Origin of the sequence: Gluconobacter frateurii, from assembly GCF_002723955.1 — a bacterium.
GTDB lineage: Bacteria > Pseudomonadota > Alphaproteobacteria > Acetobacterales > Acetobacteraceae > Gluconobacter > Gluconobacter frateurii.
In genome coordinates this window covers 1-18,334 of the sequence record NZ_BEWN01000001.1, presented here as the reverse complement: position 1 = coordinate 18,334, position 18,334 = coordinate 1, and the positions used below count along the sequence as shown (strand labels likewise).

Sequence of the window (18,334 nt, the reverse complement as noted above, 5' to 3'; positions counted from 1 at the left end):
AATGAGAAGGCAGGCGTACGCTATGGAACTGCATCAAAGCCTGTCTCTTCAATTGCTTCCCGCAAGATTGGCACTGTGGTGACGGCTGGATCATAGGCAATCGTGACCTGCCCTCCGTCCAGAACAACTGCCACAGCAGAGACACCCTCGAGACGTTCCAGTGCCTCGCGCAGACGCTTTGCACAGCCTTCACAGGACATTCCCTCAACTGTCAGATGTGCCGTCTGCGTCATGGCCCTGTTCACCTTCTTTCCAAAGATCCTTGGAATACCGCGATTCCCATATACCCCGTTTAGGTATCTTCTTTTCCCTAAGCAATTTGAGCAGGCATTTGAAATTAAAATCGTTAATGGAACGAATTAAAATTCCCGTACGTACCGGGGGTATCTATCAGAGCAACCTTCCCGCCGTGCCAATGCCCACACCTCATTTGAAATCGCTCTTCCATTTATTCCTTGCCCCGGTATAGGATCGAGCCGCAAAGCAGACAGAAGATATCCATCTGTCTGGAACAGGGATCTGAGATGCTCGGAGCGCATACCCGGAGATGGCTTGGCCTGATCGCCTGTCTGCTGATGCAGATCGGACTGATGGCTGGCGCATTCCCCGCACATGCTGCAACCCGGGCCCACGTCATGACCATGGATCACTGTGTATCCATGGCACAGCATGCTTCTATCAGTTGTGTCCAGCATGACATGCAGGCCATGATGTCAGAGGCTTCGTCCCATCATCATGACAGTCACGGGCAAGGCTGCTGCCATATTCATGTGGCGTCGGCAGAACCCGCTCTGGCGTTCGCCTATTTGACGCCGCTTTCTACTCAGATCGCCATTTCCGGGCGCTTTGTTCAGGCCGGCCATCCATCCCTGTCTGGAACAGACTGGATTCCCACACCGCCTCCCCCCAAATCACAGCTGTCCTGAAACGTCCCGATCTGTAGGGGCTCTGACTTTCTTGGTCCGGGCGCTCTATGGTTTTCCTGCACCGTTTCCCGGTTTTCAGCACATGCACAGTTTTTCCAGCCACGCACGCGGTCTGACGCGTCGTCGCTTCGTCACAAGCCTCGGTGCCGGCGCCTGCCTGATCGCCCTGCCTCAACAGGCAAAGGCAGAAGGCCATGCGTCTTCCGGCTGCCTGCCCGCAATGCCGTCCAATACATGGGATCTGAAGGTCAGCCGAACGCATGTGTCCCTGGATGGAAAATCCATGCATGCGCCCAGCATTGGAGGCACCGTCCCCGGCCCCATCCTGCGATGGAAACAGGGCGAGACGGTCACTCTGAACGTCAGAAACACGCTGGATGAAACAACATCCATTCACTGGCACGGCATCCGGGTGCCATCTGAGATGGATGGTGTACCCGGCTTGAGCTTTGCGGGCATCCCGCCCGGCGAAACCTTTACCTATCGCTTCCGCCTGCATCAGAGTGGCACATACTGGTATCACAGCCATTCCAACATGCAGGAAGCGATGGGCCTGTACGGCGCAATCGTCATTGACCCGATCCGGCCTGATCCAAATGCCTGTGACCGGGACTATGTCGTCTTTCTGGGGGAATGGACCGATGTCATGCCCCATGACATTGTCAGCAATCTCAAGATGCAGGATGACTATTATGTCTTCCGTCAGCGAACGGCTGCGTCCTTCCCAAAGGAAGCCCGTGAAGCCGGAAGTGCCATGGCCGCACTGAAAAACCGGCTCGCCTGGTCCCGGATGAACATGGCCGCAACCGATATCGCGGACGTCTCGGGAGCCATCTACACCTATACACTCAACGGTCATGCTCCGGACATGAACTGGAACGGCCTGTTCCGGCCCGGCGAGCGCGTGCGCCTGCGCTTCATCAACGGCGCCACCATGACGCTGTTTGACGTCCGTATTCCGGGTCTCGAAATGCTGGTCGTTCAGGCGGATGGAAATGATGTCGAGCCGGTTCCGGTTGATGAATTCCGGATCGGTGTGGCTGAAACCTATGACGTCATCGTGCAGCCAAAGGAAGACCGCGCTTACACGATCTTTGCCCAGAGCGAGGACCGCACAGGCTTTGCCCGCGGAACACTGGCCCCTCGCGCTGGCATGAGCGGTCTGATCCCGCCCATGGACCCACGCCCCGTCCGCACCATGGTCGATATGGGCATGGGAGACATGAAGCCGGGGGAAAGCATGGATCACATGTCCATGTCCGGCATGGACATGAAGGGGATGGACATGGGCCATATGGGGCACATGGCCATGCCAAAAATGGAAGTGGACGATCCGGGGCCACCTCCCCTCAACGTAGAAAACCAAAACGTCGCCATGATGCCCATGGATCGGACGGGCAGCCCAGGGGACGGACTGGAGAATAACGGCCGTCGTGTCCTGAACTATAAACAGCTTCGTGCCACACGGCCCGGCGCAGACCCGCGCCCACCTTCGCGGGAAATCATCCTGCACCTGACCGGCAATATGGAGCGCTATATCTGGGGCTTTAACGGCCGCAAATTTTCTGAATCCGGGCCTATCAAGCTGAAAAAAGGCGAACGCGTCCGCTTCACATTGATCAATGACACGATGATGGAACACCCGATCCATCTGCATGGTCTGTGGAGCGAACTGGAAAACGGGCAGGGAGACTATCGCCCCTACAAACACACCATCGTTTCCCAGCCCGGCTCCCGCATGAGCTATCTCGTTACGGCGGATGTCCCCGGCATGTGGGCCTATCACTGCCATCTGCTGTATCACATGGATCTCGGCATGTTCCGCACCGTGCTGGTGTCATGAAGGCCGCGTTGGCAACAGCGCTATTCCTTGTGGGGGCTGGGGCAGCGCATGCGGAAGACAGCCCGCAATATCACGCCGCAGACGCTCCCGTTCCGGGCGCCGTCACGCATCTGGGCAACATCATGCCCGTCATGATGGACCAGAGCAGTTGGTTCCACGGCATTCTGGAACAGGCCGAAGGGCGTTACGCACCATCCGGAACCGATTTCCGATGGGATGGTGAAGTCTGGTACGGCACGGATTATGACCGACTCTGGATCAAGTCTGAAGGCACCTTGGAAAAAGGGCGCCTGAGCGACGGCCAGCAGGACATTCTCTACAGCCGCGCCATTTCGACATACTGGAACCTTCAGGGGGGCGTGCGCGTCGATCTGGATGATGGCCCGACACGAACGTGGGGCGCCTTCGGCATACAGGGGCTGGCCCTGTACCAGTTCGAGTTTCAGGCAACGGGTTATGTCAGCGATCGGGGACGGTTCGGTGCGCGCGTCGAAGGATCTTACGACTTTCTGCTGACCAATCGCCTCATCCTTCAGCCTCAGGCCGAGTTCAATCTTTACACCAAATCAGACCCGTCTCGACTGGCAGGCGCTGGCCTGTCGGACGTGGATGCCGGACTACGGCTTCGCTACGAGCTCTGGCGCAAATTTGCCCCTTATGTGGGCGTCACCTACTCCGGCCATTTAACGCAGGCCCGCAGAATTGCGCGCGATCAGGGTGAAAAGCCCGGTTCGGTCCGCTTCAGCCTCGGCATCAGAAGCTGGTTCTGATTTTCACATCTCTCAGGAGTTTTCTCATCATGACAAAAACCCTCTCCGCTCTCGCAGTCCTGCTCTGTGCAACAGCAGCCCATGCTGCCCCGGCACCAATGCCCAAGCAGCCCTCAACAGCGGCGGTTGACCCGCTTGCAGGCCTGAACATGGATCAGCAGATGGAGCTGTGCGATCGCCTTGAAACACTCAAAAAGGAAAACAAACCACTCTCGCCGAAGATGCAGCAGCAGCTTAAAGCCTGTCAGGCCATGAGTATGGAGTCCGCACCGGACGCGGCCCCCGACGCCACACAGGAGCGTTAAACCTTCTCTCAAAGAAGAAGAGGCGTTAGCGCATCATCCGGCGTACGACCTGCAAAAGCTCGTCAATCGCCTCTTCACCCCCGTCCTCCTGCACGGCCTTTCTGACGCATCCATTGGCATGCGTGGACAGAATCTGGATGGACACACCGTCCAGTGCAGACTTGATGGCCGAAATCTGGGTCAGAATATCCACACAGTAGCGGTCATCCTGAATCATGTTCAGAACGCCACCAACCTGTCCCTCAATTCGGCGAATACGGTTCAGCAGTGCCTTTTTCTGGGGCTGTTCGACGCGCTTTTCGCCAGATGTCTCAATAGTGGCACAGTGAGCACAGCCTTCTGTCGGAAATTCATCGTCGTTTGTTGTTACAATACTCATGGAACACAGCTCCTCTGCAGTCAGGCAGAAGCGTGCATAGCACCCCTGTGTTCCTTACGGCCATGCTGGAAAAGACAACGCGCCCGTAACCTCACATGGGACCCTCTCCTTTCCTATTGAAAAAATGGGAGAAAAAGCACTCCAATCTTAAAAAGGAAGATGTGGATGCAATTAATTCTCATCTCTCTCTTCCCGCTTTTGCCCGATGAGCCTATCTAGAGTGCAGCCAGACGCTTCTGAAGGGCGCTGGTACGCACTGGGATATGAAGCTGATGTGGTATCTGGATACACTCCCCAAGGGGAATTACGCCATTATTGATCGGGTTGAAGAGCGGACTGCGGCTGATCCGATCAGTGCGCGCCTGTGTGAACTTGGCTTTGTCCCTGGCGAAAGTGTCAAAATCGTCGCGACCGGGCCGGTCGGCGCAGATCCTATTGCTGTCACTCTCGGAACCTCCCGCTTTGCCCTTCGTAAAGGGGAAGCCGCCCGGATCGTTCTCCGACGACCCGTCTGACACGTACCATGGCCTCTCCGACACCGTCGCTTCAGGCAGACTCCACGCTGCACATCGCGTTGGTAGGAAATCCCAACTGCGGCAAGACTTCACTGTTCAACCAGTTAACTGGCAGCCGCCAGAAAGTCGCGAACTATGCGGGTGTGACGGTCGAACGGAAAGAAGGGTTCTTCTCCACCCCGCAAGGCCGTTCCGTCCGTGTTCTGGACCTTCCGGGAGCCTACAGCCTTTCCTCGACCAGCCCTGATGAAGATGTCACGCGAGATGTCTGCCTTGGTCGGCATCGTACGGAGACACGCCCCCAGCTTCTGATTGGCGTTGTCTCTGCGACCAATCTTCGTCTGCATCTCCGCTTCCTGCTGGAACTCCGCAGCCTCGGTGTTCCCATCATTGTTGCCCTCAACATGATGGACGAGGCCAAGCGCAGTGGGATGACCATCGATGTCGCAGGCCTTGAGCGCGATTTGGGTATGCCCATCGTGCCTGTCATCAGCCTGCACAAACAGGGCGTTCATCCACTCCTGGAAGCCCTGGATCGCCCTGTCCCGCCTCCGCCGGCTCCTTTGCCCGACGGAACGGATATTCATGCTGAGGTGCGGCGACTGATCCAGACCTACGTCACAGATCGCTCTGCCGGTCAGGAAAGGCTCGTTGATCGTCTTGACCGCTGGTTCCTGCATCCTGTCTGGGGGCCGGTCATTCTGCTCGTTGTCCTGTTCGTCATGTTCCAAACCGTTTTTGCATGGGCTCAGCCGCTCATGGACGCTTTGGAAGGCGGCATCACCATGTTGGGCGAACTACTCCTCAGGCCATTGCCTGATGGGGTTCTGAAAAGCCTTCTGGCCGATGGCGTCATTGCCGGTGCAGGCACGGTCATCGTGTTCCTTCCGCAGATCCTGATCCTCTTCCTCTGGATTCTGGCGCTGGAAGAATCTGGCTACCTGCCCCGTGCCGCATTCCTTCTGGACCGCCTGATGGCTCTTGCCGGGCTGAGCGGACGCTCCTTCATTCCCCTGCTATCGAGCTTTGCCTGTGCCATTCCCGGCATTATGGCGGCCCGAACCATTCAGAACCCGCGTGACCGGCTGGTGACGATCCTGATCGCTCCATTGATGACGTGTTCGGCACGTCTGCCGGTTTATACGCTTCTGATTGGCGCGTTTATTCCTCACAAAACCGTTCTGGGAGTTCTGGGACTTCAGGGACTGGTCCTGTTCGCCCTCTATGCCGTAGCCATTGTAAGCGGCGTCATTGCAGCGCGTATCATGACGCGCGGCGTTAAATCTGAAGAACACCCCCTGCTTCTGGAACTGCCGCCCTACCGTCGCCCGAACCTCAAAAGTCTGGCGCTGGGACTTTGGCAGCGCGCGGTCATGTTCCTGTCGCGCGTTGGAACAATCATCGTTTCGCTGAACGTTTTGCTCTGGGGGCTGTCCAGCTTTCCGCTTCCGCCGCAAGGTGCGACAGGCGCAGCCATCGATTACAGTCTGGCTGGATGGATTGGCCATCTGATGCTGCCAATTTTCGCTCCAATCGGTTTCAACTGGCAGATCTGTGTATCGCTCATTCCAGGCCTTGCGGCCCGTGAAGTTGCAGTGAGCGCGCTGGCGACTGTTTATGCTCTTGGCGTGAGCGAAGATGCAGCACCTGAAAAGCTTCTTCCCCTGCTGTCCAGCCAATGGAGCATTGCAACTGCATTGTCGCTTCTGGCGTGGTATGTTTACGCACCCCAGTGCATTTCCACCCTAGCTGTCATGCGTCGGGAAACGCGATCGATGAAGATCGTTCTAGGTGCAACCGCCTATCTTTTTGGGCTGGCATATTTCGCCGCATTCGTCGTCTACCATGTGACCAAAGCCATCACAGGAGAAGCATGATGATCGAGACTGTCATTGCCGTGCTGCTGGTCTCTTTTGCAGCGCTCTACTGGTACACACGCCTTTTCCCGGCAGGATGGGGAAAGCTGAAGCTCTCCATGGGCCTCCAGAGCCATATTCCCGCCAAGGTACCGTCCAAAGGCTGTGATAACTGCTCTGCCTGTAGCGGAAAATCCGGCGGCTGCCACTGAAATCGAACCCTAGAAAAGTTCCTGCCTTTTCCTAGACAGACGGCACGCGCTCAGTGAATTACCAACGTGCCAGTTATGCCTTTCTACAGAAACCACCGCGCGAAAGCAGATAGCCAAACTCTGGCTATCTGCTTTATCGAAACCTCCAAAATCTGACTTTCACTGATTAGAGATAAATTTCTGGGATCTCTCTCATAGATCCACCCGAATTCGCCCACCAACCATCCGGGGCGTTCCCGGGATTCCAAAAATTCCGTTTAGTCCTGTCTGACGTGTCACATCATAATGACGGTCCAGAACGTTGTTCGCATAGGCTGAGACAGACCATTTGCCACTTTTCGGCGCAAAGGTCAGACCGACATTCATCAGAAAATATGCGGGCATCCGGTAGAGGTTGTTCCCGGGAACATCGACCTGAGACCCGCGATAGCTGTAGTCGATGTATGGCGTGAGCGTCCAATGTGCATCCAGCTTCGCCTTGTAGGAAGCCGATCCTTCCAGGGTCAGCTTGGGAATACCCATATCAACGCCAGCATAACTGCGATAAAGCGCCATCAGCTTGCCGGTCTTGACGTAGGTTGCCGCCACAGCGGTTGTATCAATCGCGCTGTAGTCCTTATAATTCCCGCGCTCATAACCAAAGTGCTGATGCAGCAACAGCCCGGGAATGGGATTGGCATCAATGCCCAGTTCCACGCCCCAGATCCGGCTCTTGGGAATATTCACATACTGCCCAACCACACCATAGTTCGGCACTACAGCCAGCCCCGCGACCTGCTGACCATGATAGTCATACCAGAACGCATTGCCATTCACGCGCAGCTTGTGATTCCAGTAGTCGGACTTGAAACCAACCTCATAAGCCAGCAGGGATTCAGGCTTGGTGGGAGTGAGCTGCGAGGCCACAACCGTATTGTTGGCTGTAAATCCGCCTGGCTTGAAGCCTTTCCGAATTGAACCATACAGCATCAGATTGTCGAGCGCCTGATATTCAAGTCCACCCATCCCGGCAAACTGGTTTGTCAGAGCACCACGCCGCCCATAATGGGTGTCGTACGGGGTCGGATACACAGCCGTATTATAGCGCATCGTCTGCATGTTATAGAGGTCACGGTCGTCGGACTCATGCGTAATTCCGGCCAGCACGTGCAGCCGTTTCGTAACCGTGAAACGCACATGACCATACTGGCTAAATGCCTGCTGGTCCTGGTTATAACTCGTGCGCTGGATGTAAGGCCGTGAGCCCGAACCGGTATAATCGTTGTAAATCACTGAATGCATCTGCGTGCGGTCATAGTACATGCCCACATCCCATTGCAGCCGGTCATGCGGATTGTGGGATGCCAGCTTCACCTCCTGTGAGAACAGATTGGCATCCGTATTGACGTCATCATCGTAGATTGCGTAGCGCGTTCCATCCAGATCCATCAGATTATGCACATACATCTGCTGAAACGCGGTAATCGTGCTCAGATCAGCAAACCCCAGAGACCGGGTGAAATTGATACCCGCCCCCCAGAACGTGTTGTTGTAGGACGGCTTGGTGCCTGCGGAATTCCCCGTGAGCTTCAGAAATGCCGGCGTAAAGCCCCATCCCGTTTTCAGATTGTCCTGATAGGCAGGTGTATTGCGTGCCAGATCCTGGACATTGAAGGCGCCCATCGCCTGCGAATTATCCTGCATCCAGTTGCCACTGAAGACGATGTTCGTCATGTCATCCGGCTGCCACGCAATCTTGGCACGAAGACCACCTTTGTTGGCGTTTCCCAGGGATTGCCCGGTACTGATGTTCTTCTGAAAGCCGCCTCCCTGCTGCGTGAAACCGGCGATACGATACTGCACGTTGGATGACAGCGGCCCGGACACATAGAGATTGGTAATGCTACGATTATACGTCGCGATGTCTTCGGATGCGCCGTAATGAAAGGTCTTCGTCGGATCCGCCGTCTTGATATTGATTTCACCTGCAGTGACTGTCTGACCATGCGTAAAACCCGACGGACCGGTGTTCACATCCACGCCGGACATATCGAACATCGCCGCACCGGCCATATATCCGATGGGGAGCGCTACGCCGTCCACGTATGTCATCACCGATGGGGTGTTATTGGCGGTAAAATCGTTCAGCCCCACACCACGCAATGTAAAATTCACCGCCGAACTTGAACCCTGCGGCTGCACAGTCAAATTAGGTGCCAGATTCATCAGCCCCTTTACATCTGTCACCTGATGTCGGGCAAGTTCAGTTGCATCAATATGGGTAACAGAAACACCCTGATGCTGTGTCGCCAGCGGTCCGAGGGCATTTTTTGTTCGATACACCCGGATTGATTCCGGATCGGAAGAGGGGTTTGCATGTCGAACGCGCGCTTGCGAAACCGCAGAAGAACCATGAGAAGTCGCTGCGCGACTGACAGCAGCACGCCCCTTCGTTCCATGCCCGCTCTTTCCCATTGTTGTGGCTGCAACTGCCGTCATTGGTAACGTCAGGACCAATGCGGTTGTACACAGAAGAATATTGTTTGATCGGAACATTTCAGGTCTCCCCGGAACAACACCGGCTATCAGAGGGTGTGGCAGCCATGCGAAGTGCATGATGGATTTCAGGGCGGCATCCGGACTGCATCAGTCCAGGCATCCCGCAAAATTCTGGAAACTCAGTACGTGCTTTCGATCTCTTCGAGAGAGCGGTTCACGGTCGACGGTCCAAAGACCAGAATGGACAATGCGCCAAAGAGAAGAATCAGCGCCGTCATGCCGAACACGCCTGCAAGTCCGGCCTTCGGATACAGCACTCCAATCAGAAGTGGCGCAGCGATTGCCCCAATGCGACCGATTGCGGATGCACTTCCCATTCCCGTCGCACGAAGAGCTGTCGGGAAAATTTCAGGCGTGTAGGCATAAACCCCGGCGAACGTGCCGTTCATGAAAAATGACAGCAAAATTCCTGCAATCAGGATACCTGTCGATGACGACACAAGCGCCATACTGGCAGCGCTGATCACGGCAGCTCCCAGATACGTCACGATTGTCGTTTTTCTTCCGGAATATTCGTTGCAGAAGCCCGCGCTGAAATAGCCAGGGATCTGCGCTACACAAATGGCAATCGAAAATCCGAAGCTATGCGTAATGGTGAAGCCGCGTGCGATGAGCAGCGTCGGCAACCAGGAGAAAAACGCATAATAGCTGAACGTGACGGCCAGCCACAGAACCCAGCTCATCGCCGTGATACGCCATAACTGGGCATGCCAGAGCCGTACGAATTGTCCTGCAAAAGGTATTTTGACGGGTGGAACTGACTCAGCTTCATAGGATGGCGACAAAACGCCAACACTCTTTTCGATCTTGCAAAGAACCGCATGAGCAGCATCACCCTGCCCGGTAGTTAGCAGCCATCGTGGAGATTCCGGCAGCGCACGGCGCCACCACAACAGCATAACCACCGGACACGCCGTCAAACCTATTGCCCAACGCCATCCATTTTCCGATCCCGGCACCAGCGCGTAACCCAGCAAGGATGCAGCCACAAATCCAAATGAGAAAAACCCTGCCAGTGCACCAGTGAAAATTCCGCGATATCGACGCGGTACAAATTCCGAAAGATAAGGAGCGATAATGGCAGATTCAGCGCCCGTTCCAATCCCAGCCAAAACGCGCGCCAGTACAAAACCATGCCAGGAAACACACAGCGCCGAGATAAGAGACCCAATGCAGTAGCAGGCCAGCGCCCACATCATGACAGAACGCCTTCCCCACCGGTCTGCGACCGCCCCGGCCGTCAACGCGCCAATGAAATATCCAAAAAATGCTCCGCTCCCCAAGAGACCGAGCTGGGCCATGGACAGGCCCCATACATGCTGCAGGGCGGGCATGACGAACGCGAGAATGGCGCCATCAAGCCCGTCGAAGCAGTATCCTGCACCGCCGAGAAGCAGGAGCCTGTAGTGGAAGCTGGAGAATGGGAGACGCTCCAGTCGGTCTGCAATGGACATGTGTTTCTATCCCGGAACGATGTGAGTGTTGAAGCGCAGTTCTGTCCGGTTACCCTGCACGCCCCGGAATATTCACGGCGACAGGGCAACACAGACGAACCTCGGTAAAGAGCTTCGATATTTCGGAAATGCTTACCCGACGATCAGGTCTTCTTTTCTGTCGGGATATTTCGTGAGCACTTCATACCCGGTTTCCGTCACCAGAACCGTATCGGAGTGGCGATAACCACCTTTGCCTTTCAGATAGATGCCTGGCTCGATACTGAAGATCATGCCCGGCTGAATAACGTTGTCTTCGCCCAGTGCCAGGAACGGCGCTTCATGACTTGTCACGCCAAAACTATGTCCGGTGCGATGCAGGGGCGTCTCGTATCCTGCCGCATGAGCAATAGCCTGACAGGCCGCATCAATTTCCGAACCAATAGCGCCAGGTTTGAGCATGTCATACGCCTTGAGGCGCATTTCCATCATCGTATCGAAAGGTCGTTTTGTATCTTCGGGAATGCTGTTGAGGAAAAACGTCCGCTCGATTTCAGCGCCATAACCGTTGATCTTGCCAGCTACCAACCCCAGAAACGGGCCGCCTGGCTCGCATGTTGCAGTCAGGCAGGAGAAGTTATGCGGATCATCCGTAAAAGCCGGTGGCTGAATGAGCCCAGCTGCATGACTGGACATCACATTGTACTGCGGCGATTCCGTCAGGCAGCGCTGATAAAAGTAAGGCGTTACGTCGCCAATGGCATGAGCGACCATCACACCCGGCTGCACTTTCCCCAGCATCATTGCGAGTGCTTTTGTCATCACGTCACTTGTCCACGCAATCCTCGATATTTCATGCGCTGACTTGATCTCACGGATCTCGTCAATGATGTTCAGAAGCTTAATCGGGTTCCCGATCTGCGCTTGCAGATATGCTGGACAGGCGCCTTCAATCCCGACTGTTCCCTGTGTGGGCAGAGCGTCCGAAAACCGGTCAGACCAGCGTTTTCCGACAACTGCGGGAAACTCAGCATAGTCCAGAAGCGTCAAATCTCCGACCTTGTGACGCAGCACATGCGGGACTTCGAGAACCGGCACAACGAAGAACGTTTCCGTCATCGTCAGAACCAGAACGAACGGGCGTTCATGCACAAAATTCGCGAAATTCGTCAGGTAATAGACATTATCCGGATCAAAAGAGACATAGGCAGTCAGACCAGCCTGCTCCATCTTTTCACGAACCCGGCGATGGCGTTCAGCGATCTCAGGCGCGGAAACCTGTGCGGCGGTGAGAGGCGGCATCGTCATGTTTGACCCTATCTGTCTGGAACCAGCGGCCTCCCCTCAGAGGATTGGATGCTGGTGAATCTATATAAAAGCAATACAACCTACTTGTTTTATGAGCGTCAAGAAAATTATTCTAAATCTGCAATGACCCTCTTCGGGAAAGACTGTTCGTGATCCGCCACGTCTTCAGGCCGGACGTGCTGCAATCCTTAAAAACTCCGTGCGTGAAAACCGGCGCCACACTTCGAAAGAACGCGCCAGATTCTCCACAGGCACCCCCCGCGCGCGCTCGACAGCCAAGCCTCGGAGCAATGCAGAATTGAGCAGTCGCAGTTCGACAAAGCGCGGATCTGGGGGTGCCATACGCTGCCCGGAAAGCCAGCGGGTCATAAACTGGTCAATGCGCTCAAGGACGGGCGCCGTCACAGCCTCCAGATCAGGATCGCTCCGGCGGGCCAGCTCAATTTCCACTGTCGCCAGAAATTCCGGTCCGTCCGTAACCAGCCGCCACATCGTGTCCAGCATAGCATCCACACGCTGCTCAGGCGTGGCCTGCATACTTAGTGCCCGCCGATAGAGCCGCGCGCGCTTGAGGGCGTAATGGCGCAGAACTGTCGCCATAACCTGTGACTTGGTTGGAAAATGATGCTGCAATGCCCCAAGGCTGACATTTGCCGTCTTGGAAATGCGCTGGATGGTTGTGGCCGCGTACCCTTGGGTCTGCAACAGCATGACCGTCGCCTCCAGAATTTTGGCGCGCGTCGCAGCACTCCGATCAGCTTGGGTGCGCCGACGGGGCGGCAGGAGACTGGAAGGTGAAGGAGCGGTCATAGGCCTTAAGATCAGGGGATCTATCGAACAACACTTTCGATACGGCCCTGACTCTTACAGAAGCAGCCGCAGGTAGGGAATACTCAGCACCAGCACCGTCAGGGAACATCCAATCACAGTCTGGAGACAGTCACCTGGCCACCTGATACACAATATGCGGGCAGTTCGCCCCCATCGACCTGTTTGTGATGTGCCCGACCTCACGACAAAGTCGAGCGTTGCTTTTCAGATGGATTGTGCAGACAGCTTCGCTTTGGCCGGATTAGAAACGGGTCTCCCGGCCAAAGCGGATACAGGCTCTACAAAAGATCAGACAACCGCCATCAGTGCTGCATTACCACCCGCCGCCGTTGTGTTGGTGCTGCAAACCCGTTCCTGCACCAACCATTCCATCGGATAGTGACCATGCTCGTCAGGGGTATGGAGACATACGACAGGCCCATGATCAGACTGAAGCGCAGCCAGAACCTGTTTCCTGATCGCCTCGTCTCCGTTGCAAAGCGCAATATCACACTGGGCACTGCTTGATACCGGCAGGACATGCGACAGAAGCCCAACTGGCGGTGGTGGCAAACGACGCCATATTTCTGCGGGAATAGCGCAAACATTTCCTGCAGTCAGAGCGTCCGTGACCTGTTGGCACACATCTTCAAGTGTCGGGCCTGCACAGAGAACTGTCCCACGCGCCGTCAATGTATAGACGTTTTCTTCGCCAACAGGCCCAGGAAGAGTGAGCTGAGCCCCTAGCAGCGTCCCGGCACTGGCTTTTGCCCGGAAGTCGGGAGCAATAGCCCGCAGCCATTGACCGGCGGCATTTAGGACAACAGGCAAATCCCGTCTGGAAAACGCTTTGATCTCTGGACGGTGTGCGAGAAGACGACGCAGATAAAGTGGTCCACCGGCCTTCGGACCAGTGCCCGAAAGGCCATGCCCTCCGAAAGGCTGAACTCCAACCACAGCCCCCACAAGGTTACGGTTGATATAGATATTGCCTGCGTCCGAGGCCGCTTTCAAATCCTCGATTGTTCTATCAATTCGCGAGTGTATGCCGAATGTCAGGGCATATCCCGTATCGTGGATGTTTTTCATGACTTGCGGAAGTTCATCCCGCTGGTAGCGGACAACATGCAGAACCGGGCCGAAAACTTCACGCTGAAGAACGGCAAGGCTATCGATTTCAATCAGTGTCGGCGCGACGAACGTTCCGTTCTCACATTCCGCCTCAAGTGGTGATTGATGAATTCTGAAACCTCGCGCACGCATATCCTCGATGTGACGCAGGATACCGGCCTGAGCCTCGGAACTGATCACCGGACCAACATCCGTTTCAGGCAGTGAGGGATCACCCGTCCGCAGTTCTTCCATGGCGCCCTTGAGCATGGTCAGAACACGATCTGCGCTATCGTCCTGAAGACACAGCACACGCAGAGCGCTACAGCGCTGGCCCGCGCTGTCAAAAGCGGACGACAGAACGTCTGCAACGACCTGCTCGGACAGCGCAGAACTGTCCACGACAAGTGCATTCTGCCCACCTGTTTCGGCAATCAGCGGAACGGGCGAACCATTCGGGTTCAGGCGTTGGGAAAGCTGCTTTTCGATCAGCTTGGCAACTTCCGTTGAGCCCGTAAACAGAACGCCCGTCACCCGTGGATCTGCGACCAGCGCCCCTCCAATGTCGCCTCCTCCCAGCACAAGCTGCACGACCTCTTCGGGGACGCCCGCCTTATGCAGACACTGGATGGCTTCCCCGGCGATCAGCGGCGTTTCTTCAGCTGGCTTGGCAAGAACACTGTTTCCGGCAGCTAAGGATGCCGAAACCTGTCCAAGGAAAATGGCGAGAGGGAAATTCCACGGGCTGATACACACCACAAGTCCAAGCGGAACAGCCTTATTGTCTGCAAACTCGCGTCGGATTTGGGCAGCATAATAACGCAGAAAATCGACGGCCTCCCGGATTTCGGAAACAGCATTTGCAAGAGTCTTTCCTGCCTCCCGCATGATGAGCCCCATCAGACGCGGCATATCGTCCTCCAGATGACTGGCAGCCTTCTCAAGACAGGCTGCGCGCTCTGCAACAGGCATATTTTTCCAGACTTCAAAGCCATCCTGCGCTTTGCGGATGACGTTCTTCACGTCCTCAACAGATGTGGCCTGAATAAAGCCGACCGTGTCCTGCCTATTGGCGGGATTGGTAATCGCCTCTCCTGTTTGCGCGCCAAAAGCTGCTGGAATACGCAGCGTTAGCCCAAGAGCTTTCAGGGTATTTTCATCAGAAAGATCAACCCCGCGAGAGTTCTGGCGCTCAGGCTGAAACATATCCAAAGGAAGCCGAATTGCGCTCGCAGGTAGGTTGGCAGCCAACGTCACCGGGTCCGTAATCAGGTCCTCAATCGAGACAGCCGGGTCCTGAATACGGTTTACGAAAGAGGAATTGGCTCCATTCTCCAGCAGACGACGCACAAGATAAGCCAACAGTGTCTCATGAGTACCCACAGGCGCATAAACCCGGACCGGCCTGTCCAGCTTTTCGGGACCAACAACCTCCTTATAGAGGATCTCCCCCATGCCATGCAGGCACTGGAATTCATATGACTCTACCGTGAAGTCAGGGCCTGCAAGGGCGTGAATGCTTGCCAGCGTCTGGGCGTTATGGGTCGCGAATTGTGGAAAAACAGCATCTGGGGCCGCCAGAAGCTTTTTGGCGCAGGCGATATAGGAGATGTCTGTGTGAACTTTCTGGGTGAAGAGCGGAAAATCCTCCATCCCTTCCACCTGGGCCCGTTTGATCTCGCTGTCCCAGTATGCGCCTTTTACCAGACGGACCATCAGACGATGATTTGTCCGACGGGCCAGGTCGATGATCCAGTCAAGAACAAACGGCGCGCGCTTCTGGTAGGCCTGAACGACAAAGCCGATACCCTTCCAGTCTTTCAGAGCTACGTCGTGGCAGAGAGCTTCCAGCAGATCGAGCGATAGCTCAAGCCGCTCCGTTTCTTCAGCGTCGATATTGAAACCAATATCGTACTGACAGGCCAAACGCGCGAGTGCTGTAAGACGTGGTCCAAGTTCAGCAAGAACCCGGTCTCTCTGAAGGCGGCTGTAACGCGGATGCAGAGCTGAAAGCTTGACGGAGATTCCCGGCCCTCGATAGACGCCCGCACCAGCCGACGCCTTGCCGATCGCATGGATGGCCATTTCATAATCACGGTAATACCGGTCGGCATCCCCCATGGTCGTGGCAGCTTCGCCCAGCATATCGTAGGAATACCGGAAGCCCTTTGCGACCAGAGGCTTGCTGTTTTCAAGAGCGTTCTCAATGGTCTGACCGGTGACGAACTGCTCCCCCATCATGCGCATTGCGAGATCCACACCTCGGCGGATGACGGGCTCGCCGCATCGTCCGATCAGGCGCTTGAGGCTCCCAGGAAGCGCTTTGGTCTGTTCCGTAGACAAAACTTTTCCCGAGACAACCAATCCCCAGGTCGCAGCATTTGCGAAAAGCGAGGACTTGCGACTGATATGCTCATGCCACTGACCATTTCCAATCTTGTCACGGATCAGTGCGTCACGCGTTGGCAGATCGGGGATACGCAGCAGGGCTTCAGCGAGGCACATCAGTGCCACGCCTTCCTGCGACGACAGATCATATTCCTGAACCAGATCCTGCACGATACCACTACTGCCGGACTGGCGCAGCGCCTCAACCAAACGCCGTGCTGTCTGACGTGCCAGCACAACCTGCCCCTCAGCAAGGGTAGCCTCTCGGGACAGAGCTTTCACACGACCAGCTTCCGGAACACGGATATGATCGGTAATGGCCTGACGCAGCAGGGAACGAGAGGGAACGGTGGCAGCAAGCGACGCAAAGGATGTGGTCATAAGGGTACCGGTGGTTTGATTGTCCTTCCCCAGATATTGAAACGCTTACGAAACAGGTACTGGTATTTTACCAGAGACAACGAATTAAGTTCGGTATATTGATTTTTGGGCGAATTATATTTGTAGGCAGTTCCGCAATGGACGACATGGATCGCAGAATTCTGAGACTTCTGCAGAAAGACGGACGTATCACAAATCTGGATCTCTCCCGGCAGATCCATCTCAGTCCCGCCGCCACACTTGAACGCGTTCGCAAATTGGAGCAAAGCGGCGTTATTCAGGGCTATATGGCACGCATTGACCCAGAAACCATCAATCTGGGGCTGCTAGTCTTCATTCAGGTGACACTGGACCGCACCAGCCCCGATATTTTTGAGTCCTTTTCAAAGGCTTTGAAAACCATTCCCCAGGTCTGCGAATGCTACATGGTGGCGGGAGGATTTGATTATCTCGTGAAAGCGCGAGTCAAGGACATGGCTGCCTATCGAAACTTCCTTGGAAAGACCCTGACGCGTCTGCCCGGGGTGCGCCAGACCCATACCTATACTGTTATGGAAGAAATAAAATCGGACCCTGAACTCCCCTTGTTCTAAACCAACCGAGCTATTTCTATCTTCCAAAACAGGGCATCGATGCTCGACCAAAATGTTGCTTTAGGGCGAGCACGGGTTCCCCGTGTGCTCGCGTTTATCCGCTTTCCAGCCATTTAAATCAGACTATTGGCTGTGAAATTATCCGCCTGCTTAAGGCAGCGTTAGACGGTGTCTGTTGGACCACGAAAAATTGGGTGGCAAAGTCACGATAGGAGTGCAGTGATCGACCCAGAATTTTAGTGAGTCGCTCAATATCTCCTGTCTCAGGAAGCATTCCCTCCGACACGTAACGTTCTGCCATCAGCCGCATTTCATATGCCATCCATTTGGGCATGAAAGGCGCCATATTCTGTTCAACCATCGTCGGATCATCACAGCCATAATTGACAGAGCGCCCCAGAACCTGCGCCCATACCATATTGCCGCCAGATCTGGCCCGTCAGCGTGTCAGGACCAACAAGATTGATCGTCGTGACTGAATGTTCGGTAGATGCCTGCGCGCCTTCGAGTAAGAAGCGCGAAAAACCGTTGCGTTGCAGCCCACTTGCTGAAGCATCCGTTCCGCACCCGACTGTACGCAAAATGTAGAACATTTACGATGCGATCTTCATGAAGCACTGACAGATAGACGGCATATTTAATTCCTGCTTCACGTGCGAGATTCAAAGTCAGAATTGCTTGGGTAAACTCGTCTCCGTTTACGGAATTCAAAAGAAACAGTCCCTCCACGCCAGAGAGCGCCGTACGCATTGCATCAATATCAACTGATCACCTCCGACGACATCAAAATCCGCTGAGAAACCGACTTTAGGAGGATCACGTGTCCACGCCGGCACATGAACGCGCTCCGAGCGACAAGATTTCCCACAACGCGGCGACCGATATAGCCAGTTGCACCCGTAACAAGAACGGTCATAAGGCTAACACCAGTCAGTGGTTTGAAGACATCTTCACAATTACCGATCTC

At 55.2% G+C, this 18,334-nt stretch carries 16 protein-coding genes; 8 read left to right on the top strand and 8 right to left on the bottom strand.

Going from position 1 to position 18,334, the window contains the following annotated elements:
- Positions 1-20: 20 nt before the first annotated feature.
- On the bottom strand, positions 21-233 hold the full coding sequence (locus GFR01_RS00080; protein ID WP_099180815.1) for a heavy-metal-associated domain-containing protein: 213 nt from the start codon (positions 231-233) through the stop codon (positions 21-23).
- 291 nt (positions 234-524) lie between these two features.
- On the opposite strand from GFR01_RS00080, the gene GFR01_RS00075 reads away from it, so the two are divergent.
- The 4 genes from GFR01_RS00075 (at position 525) to GFR01_RS00060 (ending at position 3,844) form a co-directional block, all read left to right on the top strand.
- Complete coding sequence (locus GFR01_RS00075) at positions 525-926, top strand: hypothetical protein (protein ID WP_099180814.1); 402 nt, start codon at positions 525-527, stop codon at positions 924-926.
- Between the two features lie 82 nt (positions 927-1,008).
- Complete coding sequence (locus GFR01_RS00070; protein WP_099181560.1) at positions 1,009-2,769, top strand: copper resistance system multicopper oxidase; 1,761 nt, start codon at positions 1,009-1,011, stop codon at positions 2,767-2,769.
- Positions 2,766-3,539: a copper resistance protein B gene (locus GFR01_RS00065; RefSeq protein ID WP_099180813.1), complete on the top strand. Its 774-nt coding sequence runs from the start codon at positions 2,766-2,768 to the stop codon at positions 3,537-3,539. The genes GFR01_RS00070 and GFR01_RS00065 overlap by 4 nt, the downstream gene beginning before the upstream one ends.
- A gap of 29 nt (positions 3,540-3,568) precedes the next feature.
- Positions 3,569-3,844, top strand: a complete 276-nt coding sequence (locus GFR01_RS00060; RefSeq protein ID WP_099180812.1) for a hypothetical protein — start codon at positions 3,569-3,571, stop codon at positions 3,842-3,844.
- A gap of 25 nt (positions 3,845-3,869) precedes the next feature.
- Here the strand turns inward: GFR01_RS00060 and GFR01_RS00055 are convergent, their stop codons facing one another.
- On the bottom strand, positions 3,870-4,223 hold the full coding sequence (locus GFR01_RS00055; RefSeq protein ID WP_099180811.1) for a metal-sensitive transcriptional regulator: 354 nt from the start codon (positions 4,221-4,223) through the stop codon (positions 3,870-3,872).
- Between the two features lie 263 nt (positions 4,224-4,486).
- Here GFR01_RS00055 and GFR01_RS00050 point away from each other — a divergent pair, with 263 nt between their 5' ends.
- The 3 genes from GFR01_RS00050 to GFR01_RS00040 are packed head-to-tail and all read left to right on the top strand — an operon-like array spanning position 4,487 to position 6,806.
- Entirely contained in the window at positions 4,487-4,738 is a 252-nt protein-coding gene (locus tag GFR01_RS00050; RefSeq protein WP_007283472.1) for a FeoA family protein, read from the top strand.
- A gap of 8 nt (positions 4,739-4,746) precedes the next feature.
- On the top strand, positions 4,747-6,615 hold the full coding sequence (gene feoB, locus GFR01_RS00045) for a ferrous iron transporter B (protein WP_099180810.1): 1,869 nt from the start codon (positions 4,747-4,749) through the stop codon (positions 6,613-6,615).
- Positions 6,612-6,806, top strand: a complete 195-nt coding sequence (locus tag GFR01_RS00040) for a hypothetical protein (RefSeq protein ID WP_244902084.1) — start codon at positions 6,612-6,614, stop codon at positions 6,804-6,806. Before feoB ends, GFR01_RS00040 begins: the two co-directional genes overlap by 4 nt.
- Before the next feature lie 192 nt (positions 6,807-6,998).
- Here the strand turns inward: GFR01_RS00040 and GFR01_RS00035 are convergent, their stop codons facing one another.
- The 5 genes from GFR01_RS00035 to putA all read right to left on the bottom strand — a co-directional run bounded on the left by GFR01_RS00035 (position 6,999) and on the right by putA (position 16,774).
- The gene (locus tag GFR01_RS00035; RefSeq protein WP_244902083.1) at positions 6,999-9,341 is read right to left on the bottom strand and encodes a TonB-dependent receptor; all 2,343 of its coding nucleotides are present in this window, start codon (positions 9,339-9,341) and stop codon (positions 6,999-7,001) included.
- 122 nt (positions 9,342-9,463) lie between these two features.
- Positions 9,464-10,798 carry an MFS transporter gene (locus tag GFR01_RS00030; RefSeq protein ID WP_099180807.1) on the bottom strand — a complete coding sequence of 445 codons (1,335 nt, stop codon included), beginning with the start codon at positions 10,796-10,798 and terminating at the stop codon, positions 9,464-9,466.
- A gap of 132 nt (positions 10,799-10,930) precedes the next feature.
- Positions 10,931-12,085: a M24 family metallopeptidase gene (locus GFR01_RS00025; protein WP_099180806.1), complete on the bottom strand. Its 1,155-nt coding sequence runs from the start codon at positions 12,083-12,085 to the stop codon at positions 10,931-10,933.
- Positions 12,086-12,250: 165 nt separating this feature from the next.
- Positions 12,251-12,895, bottom strand: coding sequence for a TetR/AcrR family transcriptional regulator (locus GFR01_RS00020; protein WP_099180805.1), 645 nt, complete (start codon positions 12,893-12,895; stop codon positions 12,251-12,253).
- Between the two features lie 309 nt (positions 12,896-13,204).
- Entirely contained in the window at positions 13,205-16,774 is a 3,570-nt protein-coding gene (putA, locus tag GFR01_RS00015) for a bifunctional proline dehydrogenase/L-glutamate gamma-semialdehyde dehydrogenase PutA (protein ID WP_099180804.1), read from the bottom strand.
- Positions 16,775-16,920: 146 nt separating this feature from the next.
- On the opposite strand from putA, the gene GFR01_RS00010 reads away from it, so the two are divergent.
- A complete protein-coding gene (locus tag GFR01_RS00010; protein WP_428845714.1) occupies positions 16,921-17,367 on the top strand; it encodes an Lrp/AsnC ligand binding domain-containing protein in 447 nt (148 codons plus the stop codon).
- Between the two features lie 371 nt (positions 17,368-17,738).
- Here GFR01_RS00010 and GFR01_RS15850 read toward each other — a convergent pair whose 3' ends face one another.
- Positions 17,739-17,960, bottom strand: coding sequence for a hypothetical protein (locus GFR01_RS15850; RefSeq protein WP_218016643.1), 222 nt, complete (start codon positions 17,958-17,960; stop codon positions 17,739-17,741).
- Between the last annotated feature and the right edge of the window lie 374 nt (positions 17,961-18,334).